Origin of the sequence: Ferruginibacter sp., from assembly GCF_031391665.1 — a bacterium.
Lineage (GTDB): Bacteria > Bacteroidota > Bacteroidia > Chitinophagales > Chitinophagaceae > Ferruginibacter.
The window spans coordinates 1-19,944 of sequence record NZ_JANMUN010000235.1; the positions used below are offsets into that span (position 1 = coordinate 1).

19 protein-coding genes are annotated in these 19,944 nt (G+C 36.0%); 13 read left to right on the forward strand and 6 right to left on the reverse strand.

What is annotated here, in order from left to right:
- The 9 genes from ACY651_RS17660 to ACY651_RS17700 form a co-directional block, all read left to right on the forward strand.
- Positions 1 to 516 (forward strand): acyltransferase (locus ACY651_RS17660; protein WP_462254822.1); only part of this gene is annotated, 516 nt, incomplete at its 5' end.
- Positions 517 to 608: 92 nt separating this feature from the next.
- On the forward strand, positions 609 to 1,613 hold the full coding sequence (gene obgE / locus ACY651_RS17665) for a GTPase ObgE (RefSeq protein WP_462254823.1): 1,005 nt from the start codon (positions 609 to 611) through the stop codon (positions 1,611 to 1,613).
- A 73-nt stretch (positions 1,614 to 1,686) separates the two neighbouring features.
- Entirely contained in the window at positions 1,687 to 4,089 is a 2,403-nt protein-coding gene (locus ACY651_RS17670) for a patatin-like phospholipase family protein (RefSeq protein ID WP_462254824.1), read from the forward strand.
- A gap of 62 nt (positions 4,090 to 4,151) precedes the next feature.
- Complete coding sequence (locus tag ACY651_RS17675; RefSeq protein WP_462254825.1) at positions 4,152 to 4,976, forward strand: hypothetical protein; 825 nt, start codon at positions 4,152 to 4,154, stop codon at positions 4,974 to 4,976.
- A gap of 92 nt (positions 4,977 to 5,068) precedes the next feature.
- Positions 5,069 to 6,001, forward strand: a complete 933-nt coding sequence (locus tag ACY651_RS17680) for a CPBP family intramembrane glutamic endopeptidase (RefSeq protein WP_462254826.1) — start codon at positions 5,069 to 5,071, stop codon at positions 5,999 to 6,001.
- A 120-nt stretch (positions 6,002 to 6,121) separates the two neighbouring features.
- The gene (locus ACY651_RS17685) at positions 6,122 to 6,652 is read left to right on the forward strand and encodes a hypothetical protein (RefSeq protein WP_462254827.1); all 531 of its coding nucleotides are present in this window, start codon (positions 6,122 to 6,124) and stop codon (positions 6,650 to 6,652) included.
- 207 nt (positions 6,653 to 6,859) lie between these two features.
- The gene (locus ACY651_RS17690; RefSeq protein ID WP_462254828.1) at positions 6,860 to 7,909 is read left to right on the forward strand and encodes a 3-oxoacyl-ACP synthase III family protein; all 1,050 of its coding nucleotides are present in this window, start codon (positions 6,860 to 6,862) and stop codon (positions 7,907 to 7,909) included.
- Between the two features lie 99 nt (positions 7,910 to 8,008).
- The gene (locus ACY651_RS17695) at positions 8,009 to 8,443 is read left to right on the forward strand and encodes a hypothetical protein (RefSeq protein ID WP_462254829.1); all 435 of its coding nucleotides are present in this window, start codon (positions 8,009 to 8,011) and stop codon (positions 8,441 to 8,443) included.
- Positions 8,444 to 8,447: 4 nt separating this feature from the next.
- The gene (locus ACY651_RS17700) at positions 8,448 to 9,350 is read left to right on the forward strand and encodes a diacylglycerol/lipid kinase family protein (protein ID WP_462254830.1); all 903 of its coding nucleotides are present in this window, start codon (positions 8,448 to 8,450) and stop codon (positions 9,348 to 9,350) included.
- Between the two features lie 49 nt (positions 9,351 to 9,399).
- Here ACY651_RS17700 and ACY651_RS17705 read toward each other — a convergent pair whose 3' ends face one another.
- From ACY651_RS17705 to ACY651_RS17720, 4 genes are all read right to left on the reverse strand, one after another.
- Positions 9,400 to 10,263 (reverse strand): hypothetical protein, encoded by an 864-nt coding sequence (locus tag ACY651_RS17705; protein ID WP_462254831.1) that lies wholly within the window; start codon positions 10,261 to 10,263, stop codon positions 9,400 to 9,402.
- Positions 10,256 to 12,787: an Hsp70 family protein gene (locus ACY651_RS17710; RefSeq protein ID WP_462254832.1), complete on the reverse strand. Its 2,532-nt coding sequence runs from the start codon at positions 12,785 to 12,787 to the stop codon at positions 10,256 to 10,258. The genes ACY651_RS17705 and ACY651_RS17710 overlap by 8 nt, the downstream gene beginning before the upstream one ends.
- 7 nt (positions 12,788 to 12,794) lie before the next feature.
- The gene (locus tag ACY651_RS17715; protein ID WP_462222227.1) at positions 12,795 to 13,109 is read right to left on the reverse strand and encodes a hypothetical protein; all 315 of its coding nucleotides are present in this window, start codon (positions 13,107 to 13,109) and stop codon (positions 12,795 to 12,797) included.
- Between the two features lie 188 nt (positions 13,110 to 13,297).
- Positions 13,298 to 14,758 (reverse strand): SLC13 family permease, encoded by a 1,461-nt coding sequence (locus ACY651_RS17720; protein WP_462254833.1) that lies wholly within the window; start codon positions 14,756 to 14,758, stop codon positions 13,298 to 13,300.
- Between the two features lie 95 nt (positions 14,759 to 14,853).
- On the opposite strand from ACY651_RS17720, the gene ACY651_RS17725 reads away from it, so the two are divergent.
- From ACY651_RS17725 to ACY651_RS17740, 4 genes are all read left to right on the forward strand, one after another.
- A complete protein-coding gene (locus ACY651_RS17725; protein WP_462254834.1) occupies positions 14,854 to 15,204 on the forward strand; it encodes a carboxymuconolactone decarboxylase family protein in 351 nt (116 codons plus the stop codon).
- 281 nt (positions 15,205 to 15,485) lie between these two features.
- Positions 15,486 to 16,145 (forward strand): hypothetical protein, encoded by a 660-nt coding sequence (locus tag ACY651_RS17730; RefSeq protein WP_462254835.1) that lies wholly within the window; start codon positions 15,486 to 15,488, stop codon positions 16,143 to 16,145.
- Positions 16,146 to 16,387: 242 nt separating this feature from the next.
- On the forward strand, positions 16,388 to 17,428 hold the full coding sequence (locus ACY651_RS17735) for a 2-oxoacid:ferredoxin oxidoreductase subunit beta (RefSeq protein ID WP_462254836.1): 1,041 nt from the start codon (positions 16,388 to 16,390) through the stop codon (positions 17,426 to 17,428).
- 261 nt (positions 17,429 to 17,689) lie between these two features.
- Positions 17,690 to 18,286: a hypothetical protein gene (locus ACY651_RS17740; RefSeq protein WP_462254837.1), complete on the forward strand. Its 597-nt coding sequence runs from the start codon at positions 17,690 to 17,692 to the stop codon at positions 18,284 to 18,286.
- A 4-nt stretch (positions 18,287 to 18,290) separates the two neighbouring features.
- On the opposite strand, the gene ACY651_RS17745 is transcribed toward ACY651_RS17740, so the two are convergent.
- Both ACY651_RS17745 and ACY651_RS17750 read right to left on the reverse strand, forming a co-directional pair.
- Positions 18,291 to 18,887 carry a hypothetical protein gene (locus tag ACY651_RS17745; RefSeq protein WP_462254838.1) on the reverse strand — a complete coding sequence of 199 codons (597 nt, stop codon included), beginning with the start codon at positions 18,885 to 18,887 and terminating at the stop codon, positions 18,291 to 18,293.
- A complete protein-coding gene (locus ACY651_RS17750) occupies positions 18,884 to 19,882 on the reverse strand; it encodes an aspartate-semialdehyde dehydrogenase (protein ID WP_462254839.1) in 999 nt (332 codons plus the stop codon). The genes ACY651_RS17745 and ACY651_RS17750 overlap by 4 nt, the downstream gene beginning before the upstream one ends.
- Between the last annotated feature and the right edge of the window lie 62 nt (positions 19,883 to 19,944).

Genomic DNA, 19,944 nt, shown 5'->3' on the forward strand with positions numbered 1-19,944 from the left:
AATGTAATTATTGGTAAGCATTGTTACATTGGGCCGGGTGCTGCTATTCGTGGCGATTGGGGGCAAATAATAATTGAAGATGGTTGTAATGTACAGGAGAATTGTACGGTACATATGTTTCCGGGTGTTACGGTTAATTTAAAAGAAGGTGCCCATATTGGCCACGGCGCAGTAATACATGGCGCCACCATTGGTAAAAATTGTTTAGTAGGTATGAATGCGGTTATATTGGATAATGTTTTTTTGGATGATGAATGTATTGTGGGTGCATTAAGTTTTATAAAAGCTGATGAAAAATTTGAGCGCCGCAGTTTAATAGTGGGCAATCCTGCAAAAAAAATTAAAGAGGTGAGTGATGCTATGATGGCGTGGAAAACTGAAGGCACAAAATTATACCAGCAATTACCTAAAGATTTATTTGAAAGCTTGAAAGTGTGTGAACCGTTAAAAGAGATACCGGAGAAATATAAAATTGAAATGGCTGATTATAAAACATGGAATCAAACCAAAGAATAATTTACATTTAAAAAAGTTGTATGCTGTATTTTGGTTTTTTATAAACCGTTTTTCTTTAAATTTTACAGACCTTTGCGCTTTAAATATTTTACGTGTCAGAAAAATCAAACTTTGTAGATCAGATAAGGGTATTTTGCCGCAGCGGTCATGGTGGCGCCGGCAGCAAGCATTTTATGCGTAACAAACTTACGGCCATGGGTGGGCCCGATGGTGGCGATGGCGGCCGTGGCGCCCATGTAATTTTAAAAGGTAACAGCCAGTTATGGACTTTATTGCACCTGCGATATTTTAAAAATGTACTGGCCGACGATGGCGAGAATGGCAGCAAAAATAACAGCAGTGGCTTAACCGGTAAAGATATTTATATAGAAGTACCGCTGGGTACTGTTGCAAAAGATGAAGAAACCAATATGGTTGTTGCAGAAATTTTAGAAGACGGGCAGGAAGTAATTCTTGCAAAAGGCGGCCGTGGCGGATTGGGTAACAGCAATTTTAAAACGGCAACCAACCAGTCACCCGAATATGCACAACCCGGCGAAGATGGTGAAGAAGGCTGGAAAGTTTTAGAATTAAAAGTTTTAGCCGATGTTGGTTTGGTGGGTTTTCCCAATGCAGGTAAATCTACTTTGTTAAGCCGCATTACTGCAGCCAAACCAAAAATTGCTGACTATGCTTTTACTACAATTGTACCGCAATTGGGTATGGTGGAATACCGTGATGGAAAAAGTTTTTGCATTGCAGATTTACCCGGTATTATTGAAGGCGCTGCCGAAGGTAAAGGATTAGGCCATCGTTTTTTACGCCACATCGAACGCAATTCTATTCTACTATTTTTAATACCTGCCGACAGTAAAGACCATAAAAAAGAATACGACATTTTATATAATGAACTGAAGGAGTACAACCCCGAAATGCTGCAAAAAGATTTTGTAATTGCAATAAGCAAAAGCGATATGCTGGATGAAGAATTAAAAACAGCTGTTGCAAAAGAATTACCAAAAAAAATTCCGCATGTTTTTATTTCTTCTTTAACCGGCACCGGTTTACAGGAGTTAAAAGACCTGTTATGGAAAACTTTAAACGCCGCAGTAAAATAATAATACCATTACCACTTTATGGTATTGCAAAGCTTTTATTGTTTGAGTATCTTAACTGCTTAAACTTTATGCTATGTCCAGGTTATTACATCAATTTTGGAATTTATTAATTCCCGTATGGCATTTCTTCAGGTTTTGCTGGAGAATACTTAGAAAGCCATTGCGGATTTTTACCGCTTTTTTACAAATTACCTGGTATCTTTTCCCTGCAGTAATTTTTTTAATTGCAACTTTTATTTGCTTTTGGCAATTATCGCAGGGCAGAGATGTTATGATAGACATGCTGGAAAAAAAGTTCATGGGTGGGATAGTTTTACTGGCCATTATGTTTTTTACATTGGTATCCTGGTACAGCAGCCGCATTTTAATTTACCGCAAAAAAATACTGTACGAAAAAAATGAACAGCTGGGGTTTCATATGCCAAGGGTTATTGGTTTTTTAGGCTTTAGTGTTATCTGGATCGCATTATTGCGTTTACCAAAAGATGCTTACCTCTCGTTTTCACTGCCAGGATATGTAGACTGGCTGTTATTAATACTGTCTTTTGTGGCTTATACTTTTTTATACAAAAAATTTAAAAAACTAAGAGATGGAAAACTAAGAATAGATAAAGATATAGACACCGAAACCCAGGAAGTGCTGGAAGAAAAAGAAAAAGAAGAAAAATTAAAGTTCAAAAAAATTTATATTTTAATTGGTTGTTTAACTGGTGGTTTATTAATGTTGAACTCAGTAATATTAAACCCCTATATAGGTTCGTGGGTGCTTGTTTTTTCAATCATAATGTTACAGGTACTCTTTTTATTTATTGTTATAATCCGCCGGGGGCGCATGCCATTTAAAGAAAAAGGGAAAGATGTTTTTGAAATGCCGCTTGATTATTCATCTATAGAATTATGGCAGCAGGCAGAAAAACATAAAGGCAATGTATTTACTATTGGTATGTGGGAACGGATCTTATACAACGCTAACATTCCTCAAAAAGAAAAATGGTTTTTTATTGCGTACAATATTATTACCGCTCTTTCTCTTGCTGTTTATTTCACCTCTATCATCAGTTACAATTTTTCATTATTGCTGGGTAGCTTTGCTTCTGTATTGAATTCTTTTGGTGTACTGATAGGTTTTTTTAGTTTTATAACATTTGCTTCGGTAGTGCTAAAAGTTAATTTGCATATGGCATTATGGGTGGTTGTAGTAATTTTTGGAAAAATATTTGAACCTCACTGGGCTAAATTAGTTAAGTATAAAGAAGAAAATGTGCAGGCATTCAGCAGCCGCCCCACTTTATATAACTATTTTGATAAATGGGCGGATAAAAGAAAAATTGAAATTGAACAGGATTCAACCTATCCCGTATTTTTTGTACTGGCAGATGGCGGTGCATCACGTAGCGGCTACTGGACAGCGTCAGTACTTAGTAAATTAGAAGACACTACCAAAGGAAAATTTTCGCAGCACCTTTTTTGTTTATCCGGCGCTTCGGGTGGCAGCGTAGGTAATGGCACTTTTTTAGCCCTTTTAAAATACAGGGAAGCATTGGCAAATTCCGGGCAAACTTTTACAGAGAGTGCACAGGATTATTTAAAGTCGGATTTTTTAACTTACACAGTTGCAAGAACGCTGGGGCCCGATTTTTTGCGGCCAATAATTCCTTTACCATTTATTAACGACAGGGCTGCAGCACTGGAGCATGCTATGGAAGAAGGAGAAAATTCTTTTTTACATTCAAAATTTCTTACCCGGCTTTCTGATTTAATTCCGTTTACTACCGGTAACGAAAACCTGCCCATGATTTGTGTTAATGCCACACGTATGCAGGATGGCCGGCCATCGGTAATAAGCAGCGTGGCATTAGATTATAAAACTTTTGGCAGCCGCATTGATATTTTACAAACATTAAAGCCCGGTAAGGATATGAAATTAAGCACTGCTGTGGTTATGGGTGCAAGGTTTCCTTACTTAAGCCCGGCAGGCCGTATAGACAGCAGCTATTATGTTGATGGAGGTTACTTCGATAATTCTGGAGCAGGTATTGTAAACGAAATGATCATTGGCTTAAAAGACTATATAAGAATAAATGAAACAGTAAAACCATGGCTCAGCAAAATAAAATTTTATATTATCCATGCACAAAATGGATGGAGTGGAGGAGGAGAAATAAATAAAATTCATCCCATAATAAATGACCTGGCTGCACCGGTACTTACATTAATTGGCGCTTACGGCACACAAACATCTGTTAACGACTGGCGGCTGATAAAATATTTAGAAGGCGTTTATCAAAACCCGAAAGATACCGGGTACATGGCCGTAAATTTATACCGGCCTTTAACCGACAGTACAAAAACCAAAGAAGAATTTCCGATGAACTGGGTTATCTCTGATTATTATATCAATAAAATGAACCGGCAGTTAAATAATGTTGATATGAAAAGGCTGTTAACCTGGATGCACAGAAAAATGGATTGGTAAAATACCCTGCAAACGGTATTGCAATTGGTAAAATTATTTACTTACTTGCAATAAAATTTATAATGAAAAAATACCTGCTGATTTTAACTGCTATTTTTTGTTTTTCAAATGGTGTTACAGCCCAAACCATACGTACATTAAAAAAGGTAATGGAGCTTAAAATGCCCAAAACTATTGAGGATGATATGCCCGGCACCAACGGTGCTGCTGTAGTTTGGCATCCTTTACAAAAAAAATATTATTCTTCCATGGCTGGTAATGCGGCTTATCCATTAGCAGTTTTTGATGTAAAAGGCAAGCGTTTATCATCAGACAATTTAATTGCTAAAATTGATGTAAGGGGATTGTGGTACAACCCTGCAAAAAAAACAATTTGTGGTAACGGGTATAATGATAATGGTTGGTTTCACTACAATATCGATCCTAAAGGTGCTGTAACAGGTTTTGATATTGACTCGGCAGCAATGCTGCAGCCCAACGAACAAAGCGTAGGCACTTATCATCCTGTAAGAAAAGAAGTATTGTTTTTAAATGGCAACCAGGTTTCGTTATATGTTGCTGATGGATCTTCGGATGAAGCTATTGGTTTAAAATTTGGCATGACAAAAAAAGATGACATTGGCGAAAAGTTTGAATGGAATGAAGAAACACCAAAAGATTACAATGGCACTACAGTTGTTTTTACTGCTGTAAAAAATGCCGAGCTGGGTGTTTTAAATATGGAGAAAAAACAAATTGAATTATACGATTTTAAGGAAGGCTTTTTAAGCACCGTTTTAAAGCTGCCCGATGCTGTTGAAGTATATCCATCTTTTAATTTTTGTTTTACCAATGGCATGTACTGGATGTTTAATAAAGAAACAAGAATATGGACCGCATATAAATAAACCTTTCCTTTTTAATATTTAACCTCTGCTGCATGCAGGGGTTTTTTTATGCATTAAAATTGTGTGGGCTATCTTTATAAAAAATAAAATAATTGTCATCAGTTTTTAAATACATCAGGGAGTTTTACAATAAGGAATTTAATCTGTATTATTTTTTATTGATATTGCTGTTGCTGGGCACTGTTATTTATTTAAACTACTGGCACTCTTTAGAAAACCGCTTTGCTGCAGGTGGTAAAACATGGTTCAGCAATTTTGCAGGTTACTGGCTTTTATATTTTATACCTTTTGCCACAGCATTTTTTTTGCAATTATTTTTTTGTAAAGATTGCAGCTACTTTAAAAATTACTGGTTTTGGATAATACTTTTTTTAGCGCCTGCTTTTTTTTCTTTTCGTGTAAATTTCAATTTTCATCAACCTGCAATAAAAAAAATATGGAGCGTCGACGAGTTGCAGTTTTGGTTACGCTGCATTAATTGGGTAGTTCGTGTATTTGTTTTATTAATTCCTGTGTTTATTATCTGGCTTATAAAAGACAAAAGTAACCAGCCTTTTTATGGCACAAGGGCTTTAGACAGTATTAAGCCTTACCTTATCATGCTGCTCATTATGATTCCCTTGCTGGTGATTGCAAGTACACAAAAAGATTTTTTAAGTATGTATCCCAAAGCAAAATTTTTAACCAACCTGCAAATGGGCCATCAAAAATGGCGCTATGTATTGTACGAGTTGTGTTATGGTTTCGATTTTGTGAGTATTGAATTTTTCTTCCGTGGGTTTTTAATTTTATCTCTTGTAAAAATTTGCGGCCCTCATTGTATAATACCTGTGGCATGTTTTTATTGCACCATCCATTTGGGCAAACCAATGGCAGAAGCCATCAGCAGTTTTTGGGGCGGTATACTTTTAGGTATTATTAGTTATAATACCGGCAGTATTTGGGGAGGTTTAATAATTCACTTAGGTATTGCATGGTTTATGGAAGTGGGCGGCTGGCTGGGTGCATTGTTAAAAAATAAATAAACCCGGTTGCTGCTAAATAGTGCTGCATCTTTTACATAATTCCAATTTTAAAAGCAAGTCTCAAAATAAAAAACGAATTTTGTATGAATTCTGCAACTAACTAACTGTCTTCTGTAAAAAATGAAAACAATATTTTCCATAACGCTATTGTTTTTTTTAAGTGTGTTACTTTGTTCCTGCCCTTACAGTTCGCCCTATAAGTTAGATGAAAGTCCTTCTATTTATGTAGAAGAAGAAATATTAGGCAGCTGGGCAACTTTTGTAAAAAAACCTAATGGTAAAGAAGAACCGGTTAAATTAATTCTCAGTAAAAAAAATGATACCGAATATAATATTGCTTTTACCGGTTACTTAAATGAGTTAAAGCCTTTTAAAGTTTTGGTTAAAGATTCTGTGAGCGGCACCGCTTTTATGAGTACGGCTGCAGGCCGGCAATTTTTAAATATTACCATTAAAGGCACCAACTATATTGCCGAATTAAAATTTAAAGATGGCTTACTTTCATTATTGCCATTGGTAGAACATTTTACATCTAAAATGATTCTGAATAATACTGAATTAAGAAATTCGGTGGAGTTTCATTACAAAACCCGTGTGCATGCTATGTATGATGATGATTTTTGTTTAAAAGAAATGGTAAAGGTGAATTAGTTTTCTTTTTTTGAGCCCGGCAATATTTCTTTGTTCAACTTCATTGGCGTCGCACTCTTGTACATTTTTTCTTTATTGACCATTACAGAATTTTTTAATTTTCTTTATCAATCTTCGCTTATATCTCCACATGGTTCCGCCTTCAGGGGGCGGAGGGGGCTTTTGCTTGCTTTTCCGTAAATTGCTCTTCCACAAATAAACGATTGTATGCCACAAAGTAAAATTGCAGGTATTGGTTACTATGTACCAAAAAATGTTTTTACCAATAACGATCTTAAAAAATATATGGATACCAGCGACGAATGGATCCAGGAACGTACCGGCATACAGGAACGCCGCTATGCACACCGCACCGGAGAAACCACTACAACAATGGGTGTGGAAGCAGCAGCCATTGCAATTGAACGTGCCGGTATTACACCACAGGATATTGACTTTATAATTTTTGCCACCATCTGCCCCGATTATTATTTTCCGGGTTGCGGAGTTTTATTGCAGCGTGCCATGAAGATGAAAGAAATTGGCGCACTGGATGTACGCAATCAATGCAGCGGTTTTGTGTATGCGCTTTCTATTGCCGATCAGTTTATAAAAACCGGCATGTACAAAAACATTTTAGTAGTGGGCAGCGAAAAACATTCCTTTGGTTTAGATTTTAGTACAAGAGGAAGAAATATTTCTGTAATTTTTGGTGATGGTGCTGGCGCTGTAGTATTGCAGCCCACCACAAAAGAAGGGCAGGGAATTTTAAGTACACATTTACACAGCGATGGAGAAAGTGCGGAAATATTATCAATGTTTAATCCCGGTACGCATGCCAACCACTGGCTGCCCAATAAAGTAGCCGATTTTGATGATGCTGAAATGGGAGAAATGTTTATGAGCCATGATATGATTGACAATGCACAAAATTTTCCTAACATGGATGGACCTGCGGTTTTTAAAAAAGCCATTGTAAAATTTCCAGAAGTAATTATGGAATCGCTTGCAGCAAACGGTTTACAAACCACTGATATAAATTTACTGATACCGCACCAGGCTAACTTACGCATTGCACAATATGTACAGCAAAAATTAAAATTATCAGATGGACAGGTACATAATAATATTCAAAAGTTTGGTAACACCACCGCAGCATCAATACCCATTGCATTATGCGAAGCATGGGAAATGGGCAAGGTTAAAGAAGGCGATTTAATTTGCCTTGCTGCATTTGGCAGTGGCTTTACATGGGCAAGTGCGTTGTTACGCTGGTAATTACTGTTAAATGTTATTGTTCTATTTTAACTTTCCTAAACACCGGCGGCACGTTAATTGCAACTGCTGTTAAGTAACTTTGTACAACAACAAATTATTATGAAAATCATTTTACTTTTACCGCTACTGTTTATGTTTACACAAGCATATACACAAAGCACTGTTACTGTTAGCATCAACGGAATTAAAAAGGCAGAGTACACCATAAAATCTGATGAAACAGCGGCTGGCAGCTCAATAAAAAAAGCAGATATAAAAAAAATGAGCCGCCTAACTGTTTTAATAAATGGCGAGCAGGTGAATAATGCCATGTATAAAAAAACACTTGAGGCAGCTGGTAACGATGATATAGCTGTTGCAAGTGCGGCGCAAACTGCAGGTGTAAAAGGCCAGTTTGTTTTTAAAAATAATAAACTTAAATCGCTTTTCTCAAAAGGTAAATCCATAAAATTATATTTAATGCTTGAGCCTGCTGATGATAAAATGATGATGCCCAGCAAAAGAATTTATATGGGAACCATTTCGGTAAAATAATTACATGAACAGAAAATTTATTTATTTTATCAATCCCATATCGGGCACAAAAGGAAAAATCCTGCTTTTAGAAATTATCAAAAAAAGTACTGCCGAGAAAAATATTCCTTTCGAAATTTTGCATACCAATGCCGAAGGCAATTACAGTTTTCTGCAGCAAAAAATTACAACAGAAAAAATTACTGATATAATTATTTGCGGTGGCGATGGTACTGTAAATCAAATTGCAGGTTCATTGCTGGGTGTTGCTGTAAATATTGGCATTATTCCCATGGGCAGCGGTAATGGTTTGGCATTTGCTGCAAAAATCCCCAAGCAAATAAATAAAGCATTGCAAATTATTTTTAATGGCAATGCTGTTTTCATTGATAGTTTTTATATCAATAAAAAATTCAGTTGTATGCTGTGCGGTTTGGGTTTTGATGCCCAGGTAGCACATGATTTTGCTAAACAGCAAAAACGTGGGCTGGCCACTTATGTAAAACAATCCACCAAAAATTTCTTTGCTGCAAAAACTTATCCCTTTGGTTTATCTGTAGATGGTAACCCTTTTACTACCGAAGCCTTTTTCATCAGCGTTGCTAACAGCAACCAGTTTGGTAATAATTTTACCATTGCACCACAGGCAAGTTTGCATGATGGTTTGCTGGATATTGTGATTGTAAATAAAATGAGCAAGATGCGGATGCTGTGGAATATTATAAAACAAATTCGCAAAGGAGAAGTAAGGCCTTATGAAGACAAAAAATATCACCGTACAGATATTGGGTATTTTCAAACCAAAAAAATACTTATACAAAACCCAAAATTAGCGCCACTGCATATTGATGGCGACCCTGCAGCAACTGCAGAAAATTTTGAAATAGAAATTATTGAAAATGCTTTCAGGTTATTAATGCCGGGTTGAGATAATAAACTATCCTGACAATAATTATTTTGATAGTTTTTTTTAAGCATTAATTACACCCGCCTGTACTGAGTACTTTTACTAAAATAATTCCCACCCATATCATCCAGCTGTAATTACCAGAACCCACTTTGGCGTTAAATACCGAATCGTTATTTAAAATAGTTTCTCTTAAGTTGTTTGATAAACCCTGTAAGTGAATTAAGCCCGAGCTTATGGCTTTGCAATCCTTCTTATTTGTTTTTTGAATTTTTACAGTGAGATTGATCAAATCAAAAGCAATAGCGTTTTTATAATCATAAAAATCGTCGGGTAAATTATTTACAAATTCATCCCAGCCCGAAGAATACCAGTGTTTGAGTTTTGGCCGAAAGCTGTTATAATTTGCGACACTGATATTTTTAAACAGGTGAATGTTATCATCTAAAAATATACGGATGGATTTAAAAGCTTCTTCCCTGTCTGCAGGTTGCAAAAATTCTTCAAATAAAAGTAAGGTGGACAGATCATATAATTTCCCTTCATTTAAAAAACTTCGGGAAATATGATTGAACGGTGCTGCAAACCAGGGAGAGAAAAATTCGTCAAATGCTTTATCGTTTTGAAATTTATCAAAGTCGTATTTAATATCATACAGCGAAATTGTATTGTCTTCTAAAATGGAAAGTATGTTTTTGCTTTCCCAAATGCGTTGATGGTATTTTAACCGCTCGGTAAAATCTGGCTGGTCAATTTCTTCCAGTACATCGTTTTTATTGTACGTGTAACCATCCACTTCAATAAAGCCGGTTTTGGTAAAACCAAATTCAGCATTCAATTGTTTTTTTATCCGGGGTAAATTTATTTCACCTTCGGTATCAATAGAACAATGCTGCAATAAGCGTATGGGAGATATGTATTGTTTATTAGCCAATGCCGGTTCCTTTAAAGTCGATATGATTATTAAATTTAGCCGTTCTTATCAATGCAGAAATACTAAACACATGCCGGCGGAATTCGGGGTAGCGCTCTTTTTCTAAAGCGGCATCTGCCATTTTCATTATTGATTTTGCGGCATTATAATCTTTAAATTCATCTGCATCACAACTTTTATATTCTATAAAACGGGTAATTAAAAAACTGGTAGTATTGCTTAATGCCTTCCAGTACACTTCATTTAACTGGCGTAATTTATTTTCTATTACCGAAACATTTTTAGAGTTTATAAACGAACTTTCTGATTGTTCAATTTTTGAAAACTGCTTTTTTAATTCTTCTTTTTCAAAATCGGCTGTATTAATTACATTCAGTATGCCTTCCTTGGCGTGGAAATATTCTTCAATCAATCCTGCTATTCTTTCGTTGCCACCTAGCTTATCATAATCTTGCGAAGCACGGGTAATTTTTTCGGCAATAATATATTTTTCGTCTGACTTGTCTTTATCTTTTAACTTAAATAATTTTTCTTTTACTGTTTGCAAGTCTTCTAAAAGCGCTGTGGCTTTTATTTCCCACACCGCATCTTCGTTATATTGAAATGTTCTAACGGTATCCATCAATTCATTTTCCAGCAAAAGGTATTGTTCTTTTAAACGGGCTGTATTTATTTGTTTTTCCGAAATGGAAAAAACATTTTTAAACTCCTGCTGAGTCATTACTAAATACACTACCGTATTTAAAACCCTGGAATCTGTTAAATGAATTTGTATTTCAATATCCGATCCTTTCACCAGGTCAGTTTGCAGATCTTTACCCGATATTTCAATGCATCCAATAGTAAGGTTAGAGGATGGTCTTGAATTTTTATCGCCTTCTAAAATATTAATGATGATGGTATCCTTGCTGCCTTTTTTTATTGTTTTAGAAATTTCCCTGTACAAGGTTCTTTTTTGCGGCAGCAGCGAATTGCGTTCAAAGATGGCTTCCATCTTGGTAGTTTTATTTTCTACATCATCCACTTCAATACAAATATCATGCGGCAATGGTTGCCCGTCGATATTATACATACCCTGCGTAATGCTGATCTCTTTTTTAAGACTTATAATTTCGTTGCTGTTATTGTCATATACATTTAAAACAAATAAATTATTCATGCCCGGTATCAGGGGTAAAAATTCGGTCTTCTTCGATTTTAAATTTACAAAGCCGGTATCAAAACCACCGTCGGCCCTGGTAATGCGGCAGGTTTTATTTTCGTAATCGCCGCTGCAGGTAATCAATAAAACTTCTTCTTTATCTCTGGATGACCTGCTGTAGTTAACTGCAATTTGCATATCGGTTGTATCAAAATCAACCGTGGCTAATAGATCATCAACTATTTTTTCTTCGGTAGAAATTATTGTTGCAGCAGGTTCGTAATATTTATTGGCAGCATAATATGCAGCACCAATAGCAACAGATGTTGTAGGGTCTATTGCATAATTTAAAGCAATGCCTGTTTGTAAAGAAAGTTGCTCCCGTACCTGCGGTAAAAATGTGCTGCCGCCTACTAAAATTATTTCGGCAATATCATTTGAAGTAAGCCGGTTTTTTTCCAAAACTTTATGCAGCAGTTTTATCGTTTCGTTTACAAGCGGTAAAAATATTTCATCTACCTGTGCCCTGGTGATCTCTATATAAAAATCAAAATCCTTATCACCCAGCAAAGCAGAAAATTCTATAACGGTTGCAGGTGATTGTGATAATTCCTTTTTAGCTTCTTCGGCATAATACATCACCTGGTAATACAGCATTTCGTATTTGCCATATTTTACACGAAACTCTTCTTCAAAATTTTGTATGCCGGTTTGTTTAATTATTTTCGGAATAATAATTTGATCGATAATAGCAAAATCAAAATCCATTCCGCCTAAAAAATTATTGCCTTCGTGGTCTGCAATTTTTAATTCATCCTGGTTAGATTTTATTAAAGCCACATCAAAAGTACCGCCACCTAAATCGTACACCAACCTGTAGCCATCAGGTTTTTCTTTTACAGCAGTTTCATTAAAAAAAGCAAGACATGCGGCAATAGGTTCCTGCAATAAAAAAACTTCTTTAAAACCTGCATCCTGCCCGGCTTTTAAAGTGGCATTGCTCTGCATACTGTCGAACGATGCAGGAATGGTTATTACAGCCGCTTCAATATTTTCTGTTGGCGGTACAAATTTTTTTAATTCTTTAAGTATTAGTGTGGAGAGTTCAACCGGCGTAACATTCTCATCAATATTTACAACATAATATTTTTCATCGGTACCCATTTTGCGTTTAAAGCCACCAAAAACATTTACTGCATCTTTAGCTAAATATTCTCTTGCTTTATCACCAATTAAAATTCTGTCGGGGCGGTACGCTACAACAGATGCCAGTGTTTCTTTTTGGCCCACAGGGTTTTTATAAACATGCACTTTGCTGTTTTCGTATTTGGTAATAAGGGAGTTGGTGGTACCTAAATCAATACCGAAGTTTACGGATTTCATTGCTGATTTAATTTTTTGCTACAAGCACTACAGCTTTTTGTACCAGTTGTACAGTGCTGCCGTCTTTTTTATAAATGATGGGTTTTAGGGTTTTGGTAATTTTCATTTTGCCGGCTACGCTGCCTACAATACTGGCTTCACAATCTGTTCGGGCATCGTTGTACATTTCGTTTGTAGGATCCTGTATTAAAAATCCTTCTTCTTCAAATGCCGCATTCAATCGGTTAAAATTTCTTTCAAATGTTGCTGATTGCCCCAGGTCTTTTATTTTATACTGCATCTCAAACAGCTGGTTAATAATTTGCAGGGTATTGTTGTTCATTGGTTGTTTTTTTCGGGATAAAAATAAAGCATTTGCCTCAATTTATCTTTATTGTACAGCTACCCTTATTATAAAAATACTGTTACTTTATAATAACGTAAATAGACCGCCAACATTGTTCTGCCGCATATAAAACGGTATTGAATTCGTAATATATTCCCAGCTGCGGTTGACGGTACCCATTCCATTTACATCAAATGCATAATAACAGGTTGCAGCAGCCAGCAAAACAGGGTAATTAAAATAATGCAGATGATATTTAAAACAAATCCTGCTTTAATCATGTCTTTTATTTTTATATGGCCGCTGGCAAAAACAATGGCATTAGGCGGTGTACCCATGGGTAACATGCTGGCGCAACTTGCACCCAGCGTCATGGGGATGCCGAGTAATAAAGGATCTAAATGTAATGCCACTGCAACAGAAGTAATAACCGGCGCCATTACAATTACCTGCGCTACATTGCTCATTACTTCACTTAAAAAAACAGAAATAGTGGTAACAATAAGTATCATTAAAAAAACATTATCTATAGCGTAAGAGGCAATGTAGGTACCCAGTTGATCCATCAGTTTTGCATCTTCTAAAGCTTTTGCCAAAGCAATACCGCCACCAAATAATAGTAAAATTCCCCAGGCCATTTTGGTAGTATCGGGCCAGTCCAGCAAACGTTCTTCTCTTGTTGTTTTTTTATTTCCCGAAGGGATAATGAATAAACTGATGGCTCCCATCATGGCAATAATGGTATCATCCAGCTCAACAGTTTTTTGTATGGTGTTGATGATATCTTTGGTGATCCATAATATAACTGTAACTGCAAAAACAAGAAGCACCCTTTTTTCCGGTGCCGATAACTTGCCTAAACTTTTTAATTCCGATCTGATATAACTTTTGCCTTCCACACTATGCTTAATGCCATTAGGAAAAAGAAATTTTACCATTACCCAGTACAACATAAATAATAAAACAAAAGTTAACGGTGTAAATACAATCATCCAGTCGGTAAAACCTACGGTGTAGTTAAACTTTTCGTGAATATAATTTACATAAGCTACATTGGGCGGCGTACCAATAATAGTACCCAATGCAAAATTGGATGCATAAGCAATGCACAACATTAACACCAGTGAAAAATTTTTAACTCCTGTACTTTCTTTATTGTGAGAGCTTATTACATGAATCACCGACATGGCAATAGGGAACATCATCATTGTAGTGGCGGTATTGCTGAGCCACATACTTAAAAAACCTGTGGCAATAATAAAACCTAAAATAATGCGGTTTCCATTGGTGCCGGTTATGTTAATTATGCCCAGTGCAATACGTTTATGCAAATTCCATTTTTCGATGGCAATACCAATAAAAAAACCTCCCATAAAAAGAAAGATGATACTGTCGGCATATGATTTTGTTACTTCTTTAAGGGTGCTGATGTTAAGTAAAGGAAATAAAACAATGGGCACTAATGCTACTACCGGCAGCGGCATGGCATCTAAAACCCACCAGCTTATCATTAATACCGCAATGCACAAAACTAATTTGGCTTTAAAAACCAGGGCAAAAGGATTTGCAAAAAAGAAAATTAAACACAGTAAAACGCCTGCAAGCATAGCCGCTTCTTTCCTGTACTTTTTAAAAAACTCCATCATAGATTTTTTTATACAATCGCCAAATTAAAACAGTTTGGGCAATATCGTAAGCCTGCTTAAAACTAAATTTGCATTTCAACCAATAAATAATAATTATGAGCAATTTAGTAAATGAATTTAACGGTTACCGCACTAAAATGAACGAGGTTATTTTAGCAAAAGATAATTTGGTAATAAAACGCCTGTGGAATTTAGATACCAACACTTACGCCGCCGGCGCATTGGATGTAACCACCAAAGAATTGCTGGGCCTTGTGGCCAGCATGGTATTGCGTTGCGACGATTGTATAAAATATCATTTGGGTAAAGCACACGAATTAAAAGTAACCACCGAACAAATGTATGAAGTGTTTGCGGTAGCAAATATTGTTGGCGGCACCATTGTAATACCGCATACACGGAGAGCGGCAGAGTACTGGGAGGAATTGAGTGCAAATGTTCAATAATCAAATTTCAATGCTCAATATTCAAGTTGAACCTTATGCTGATTACAGGATTTGTTCTATTTTTAGTAAGATAAAGCCTGGCACATGCAACAGAATCAACAAAGGACTTTATACATAAAATAGTAATAGTATTAAAAGAATAGAAAGAATACAGAACGACTTTAAAGAGGATGATAAAAAGAAGATGATAAAACTGGTTACTAAATTAAATGGCGTGTATAAAGAAACTGAAGAGTTAAATGCAATTTTAGTGGACACAATCCTTAAAACAATATAGAAACTTGATATTAACAGATAATTCCTTAAGGCCTAGTGAAAGATTTATTCAGGTTATTTCAGAATACCTCTTTAAAGAAGGCTACACATTTAAGAAAAGCCAAAAGTCCTTTGAAAAACCATTTGACAAAGGGCATAATGTAATCCAATTGTGGTTTAGAATTGGCGCATTAACAAATGTGACATTTTCTTGGTGGCTTTTTTTTGAGAAGCTTGCAAAAACACATGCCAATATACTTGGAAGACCTAAGTCTTATAAAAAACTAATGTATATGCCTGCAGGCTTGGCAATTCATACACGCTGGGAAAAAAATTATGAACACACTTGGAATCTTTATGATGAGAATACATTAATCTATACAGATTTATCAATAAATAAGGCTGCTGAAAAATTCATTCAGGCCTACGAGTTATATGTTCCGAGTTACTTTAACCACTTTAAAAAGTATGAAAGCTTAGAAAGTGATTATAATCAAGACGAATTTAAATCTATTGCAGGTATCTTATTAGCAAAGTATTTTGACAAACTAAACATCAACTACCTTCTTGAGATTTTTGAAAAGCAAATTGACATTCGGGAAAACGATTCTACAAGTGAAGAACATAAATCTTTTGAAAGACTCAAGGAATATTTGTTACATAGTGACATAAAATCTTTGCTATAGCAAAACTCGCTAACATGGGTTTTTTATACAAATTGCGTGGACGGAATACCAATTCCTAATCTGCATGAAATCTGTATCGTATTAGTCATACTTGCAAAAACTATTTCCACCCCAAAAAAGAATAACTCACTATAGATAAAAAAATTACAATGTTAGCAGGGTGCTAAACTTGAATATTGAACATTGAAAATTGATTATTGAACATTTTTTTTAACTAACTTTAGCCCTCAATTCACTATTTTATGCCTGATACAGTTTTAACCCCAACACCCGCCCCGTTAACCGCAAAAGATTTTGTAACCGACCAGGAAGTTCGCTGGTGCCCCGGTTGCGGTGATTATTCCATTTTAGCACAAGTACAAAAGGTAATGCCAACACTGGGCATACCCAAAGAAAATATTGTAATTGTCAGCGGCATTGGTTGCAGCAGCCGCTTTCCGTATTATATGAATACGTATGGCATGCACAGTATTCATGGCAGGGCAACAGCGGTGGCCAGCGGTTTAAAAGCAGCCAGGCCCGAGCTGAGTGTGTGGGTAGTAACAGGAGATGGCGACAGTTTAAGCATTGGTGGTAACCATACCATTCATTTGCTGCGCCGCAATTTCGACATCAATATTTTATTATTCAATAACCAGATTTATGGTTTAACCAAAGGGCAGTATTCGCCTACCTCCGAACAAAATAAAATAACTAAATCAACACCTTTCGGAAGTATCGATCATCCCTTTAATCCTTTAGCATTAGCCATGGGTGCCGATGCAAGTTTTATTGCACGTACAATGGACAGGGATCCTAAACATTTGCAAGCGATGTTGCTGCGTAGCCAGGCACACAAAGGCGCTTCTTTTTTAGAGATCTATCAAAACTGCAATATTTTTAATGACGGCGCTTTTGAAACATTTACCGAAAAAAGCAGCAAGGCCGACGAAGTATTATTTTTAGAACAGGGCAAGCCATTAATTTTTGGCGCCACACAAAATAAAGGTATTAAGTTAGATGGTTTTAAACCCGTGATTGTTGATTTGCCCGAAGGTGCCAGCACCGATGAGTTGTGGGTGCATGATGATAAAGATTTTTACAAAGCACAGATTTTGATCCGCATGTTCGACGATCCTAAATTAGCCGGGCATTTACCAAGGCCATTTGGTGTTTTTTACGAAACCGACAGGGCCTGTTACGAAGACAGTATGCAAATGCAGATTGATGATGTAATTGCAAAAAGAGGCAAAGGTGATCTGGATAAATTGCTGAAGGGAAGTGAGACGTGGGTGATAAATTAGTCCCTGTCCTCTAAAGGGGAACTTAGATTGTTACAACATTTTTATACTGGCGAACCAATAGCACTAAAGTTGTATATTTTTTTGAGCCCGGCATTTTTTCTTTAACTAGCTTCATTGGCGTCGCACTCTTGTACTGAATATCTTTATTGAACTTTTACCTAAGCGTATAAAAATAATTTCAGCGGCAAATATTTTGCCGCTGTTTTTTTAAGCAGCGTTTTGCTTCAATAAAGTACCTTCTTAAAAATGAGTAATATGAATTTGAAAAAGATATTGATTTTACCGGTTGCGTTTTTGCTTACAAATATTATGTACATCGCCTGCTGCGATTGTAAGCCAACAAATAAAAAATTTTACGAAGCAATAAACGTTTTATTAAAACCTTATGGTTCTAATAAGATAGTAGTAGATACAGGTACATCTGTTAACATGGATAGCTTGTATTTGGACTGTTTATTTTATACTAATTGTGTAGTGTCAGGTAAAAACAATTTTTCTTTTTTAATAAATACTGCAAGTGCCTGCAAATGCAATGATAATTGTGGTGCTAGTGGGCTTAAAAGTAAATTGGCCCTTGTAGAAATTACAAGTGATAATGTTTATAAAGGAATACCTGCCGGTACATCATTAAATAATTTCTTTAAAACATACGACAAGTATAACCCACCAACAGGAGTTTTTCTTTCTATCGACTCTATGGTTACTTTAATTAATCTTAACCAGAGAGAATTAAGCAGTTTAAGTTTTTACACTACTACAAAACCGGGTAATACTTTAGGGCATCAAATAAATTTTAAAACAACATTTGCAAATGGGAGTACATTTTCTTCTAAAACAAAAGATATTTACTGGCAGTAAAAATTTACTCTTTTTCCCAAACCCTGCTTGCTCTGCCCTTAGTTTTTACTACTGCATAATTATTTTCAGCAGCTGCTTTAAGTATTCTTCTTCTTAATAATTGCGGATAAAAAAACGATACCCATTTACCCATCCGGGTTCTTTTTTTAACTACACCGGTTTCTTCTAAAATATCATAAGTAGCCGCTGCACAGCGCATACCCAAAAAGGCATAATCGTACGGGCTTTTTTTAAGATAATTATTTAGTGTATTTTTTATTTTTGAATAGCCATCTTCATTAAGTGGAATAATGATGGAGGTATATTTTAATGCAACGGTGTCTTTAATAAAAATCTCTTTTTGTTTAGCATTAAAATAACCATTGGCATTTTTCTTTTTACCAAACACATGGCAATTCCCTCCCGGCTGAAAACCAATAATGCTATCACCTGCCTCAATAGTTACATGGCCGCCTTTTTTACCGCCAAACCATTTTTTTTCTTCATGCTTAAAGCCCTTAGCCGGCTTGGAACCATATAAAAAATGCACAGTAATGTTTTGCTGTGCATTAATATTATGGGCAATTAAAAAACTGAGCAATATTAGAAACGTTTTTATCATTCTTTGTTGAGTAAATTATTTGCCATCAAATATTCCGCAATTTGCACCGCATTGGTAGCTGCACCTTTGCGTAAATTATCACTTACAATCCAGCAGTTTAACGTGTTGGGCTGTGTTTCATCCCTGCGTATCCTGCCTACAAAAGTGTCATCTTTTTCGTGTGCCGTTAATGGCATAGGATAAATAAAGTTAGCGATATCATCCTGCACCACTACACCAGGGGCTTTACTTAACAAATCTTTAAGTTCATTTAAATCAAAATCATTTTCAAATTCAATATTCACACTTTCGCTGTGTCCGCCCATTACAGGAATACGAACCGTTGTGGCAGTTACTTTTATACTGGCATCACCAATAATTTTTACGGTTTCATTGGTCATCTTCATTTCTTCCTTAGTATAACCATTATCTAAAAACACATCAATCTGCGGAATGGCATTTAAATCAATGGGATATTTATAAGCCATTTCTCCCTGTACGCCTTTTCTTTCGTTCATCAACTGTTCTACCGCTTTTACACCGGTGCCGGTAACACTTTGGTAAGTACTTACCACCACTCTTTTAATTTTATATTTATCATGCAATGGTTTTAACACCACCACCATTTGAATAGTTGAACAATTTGGGTTAGCAATAATCTTGTCAGCTGCAGTTAATACATTGGCATTTACTTCCGGTACCACTAATTTTTTTGTAGCATCCATGCGCCATGCACTGGAGTTATCAATAACAGTAATACCTGCAGCTGCAAACTGTGGTGCCAGTTCCAGTGATGTTCCTCCTCCAGCAGAAAAAATAGCTACATCCGGTTTTGCTGCAATAGCATCGGCATAACCAACAATTTTGTATTTTTTCCCTTTAAACTCCACTTCTTTACCAATGGATCTTTCCGATGCAACCGGAATTAATTCATCCACCGGAAAATTTCTTTCTGCTAATACCTGTAACATTTTTGTGCCTACTAAACCAGTGGCACCTACTACTGCAACTTTCATATTTTGTTCCCCCCGATTCTCTTTTTTAAAGAGATTTTTTTGGTTAAAAAAAAGCCTTCCCG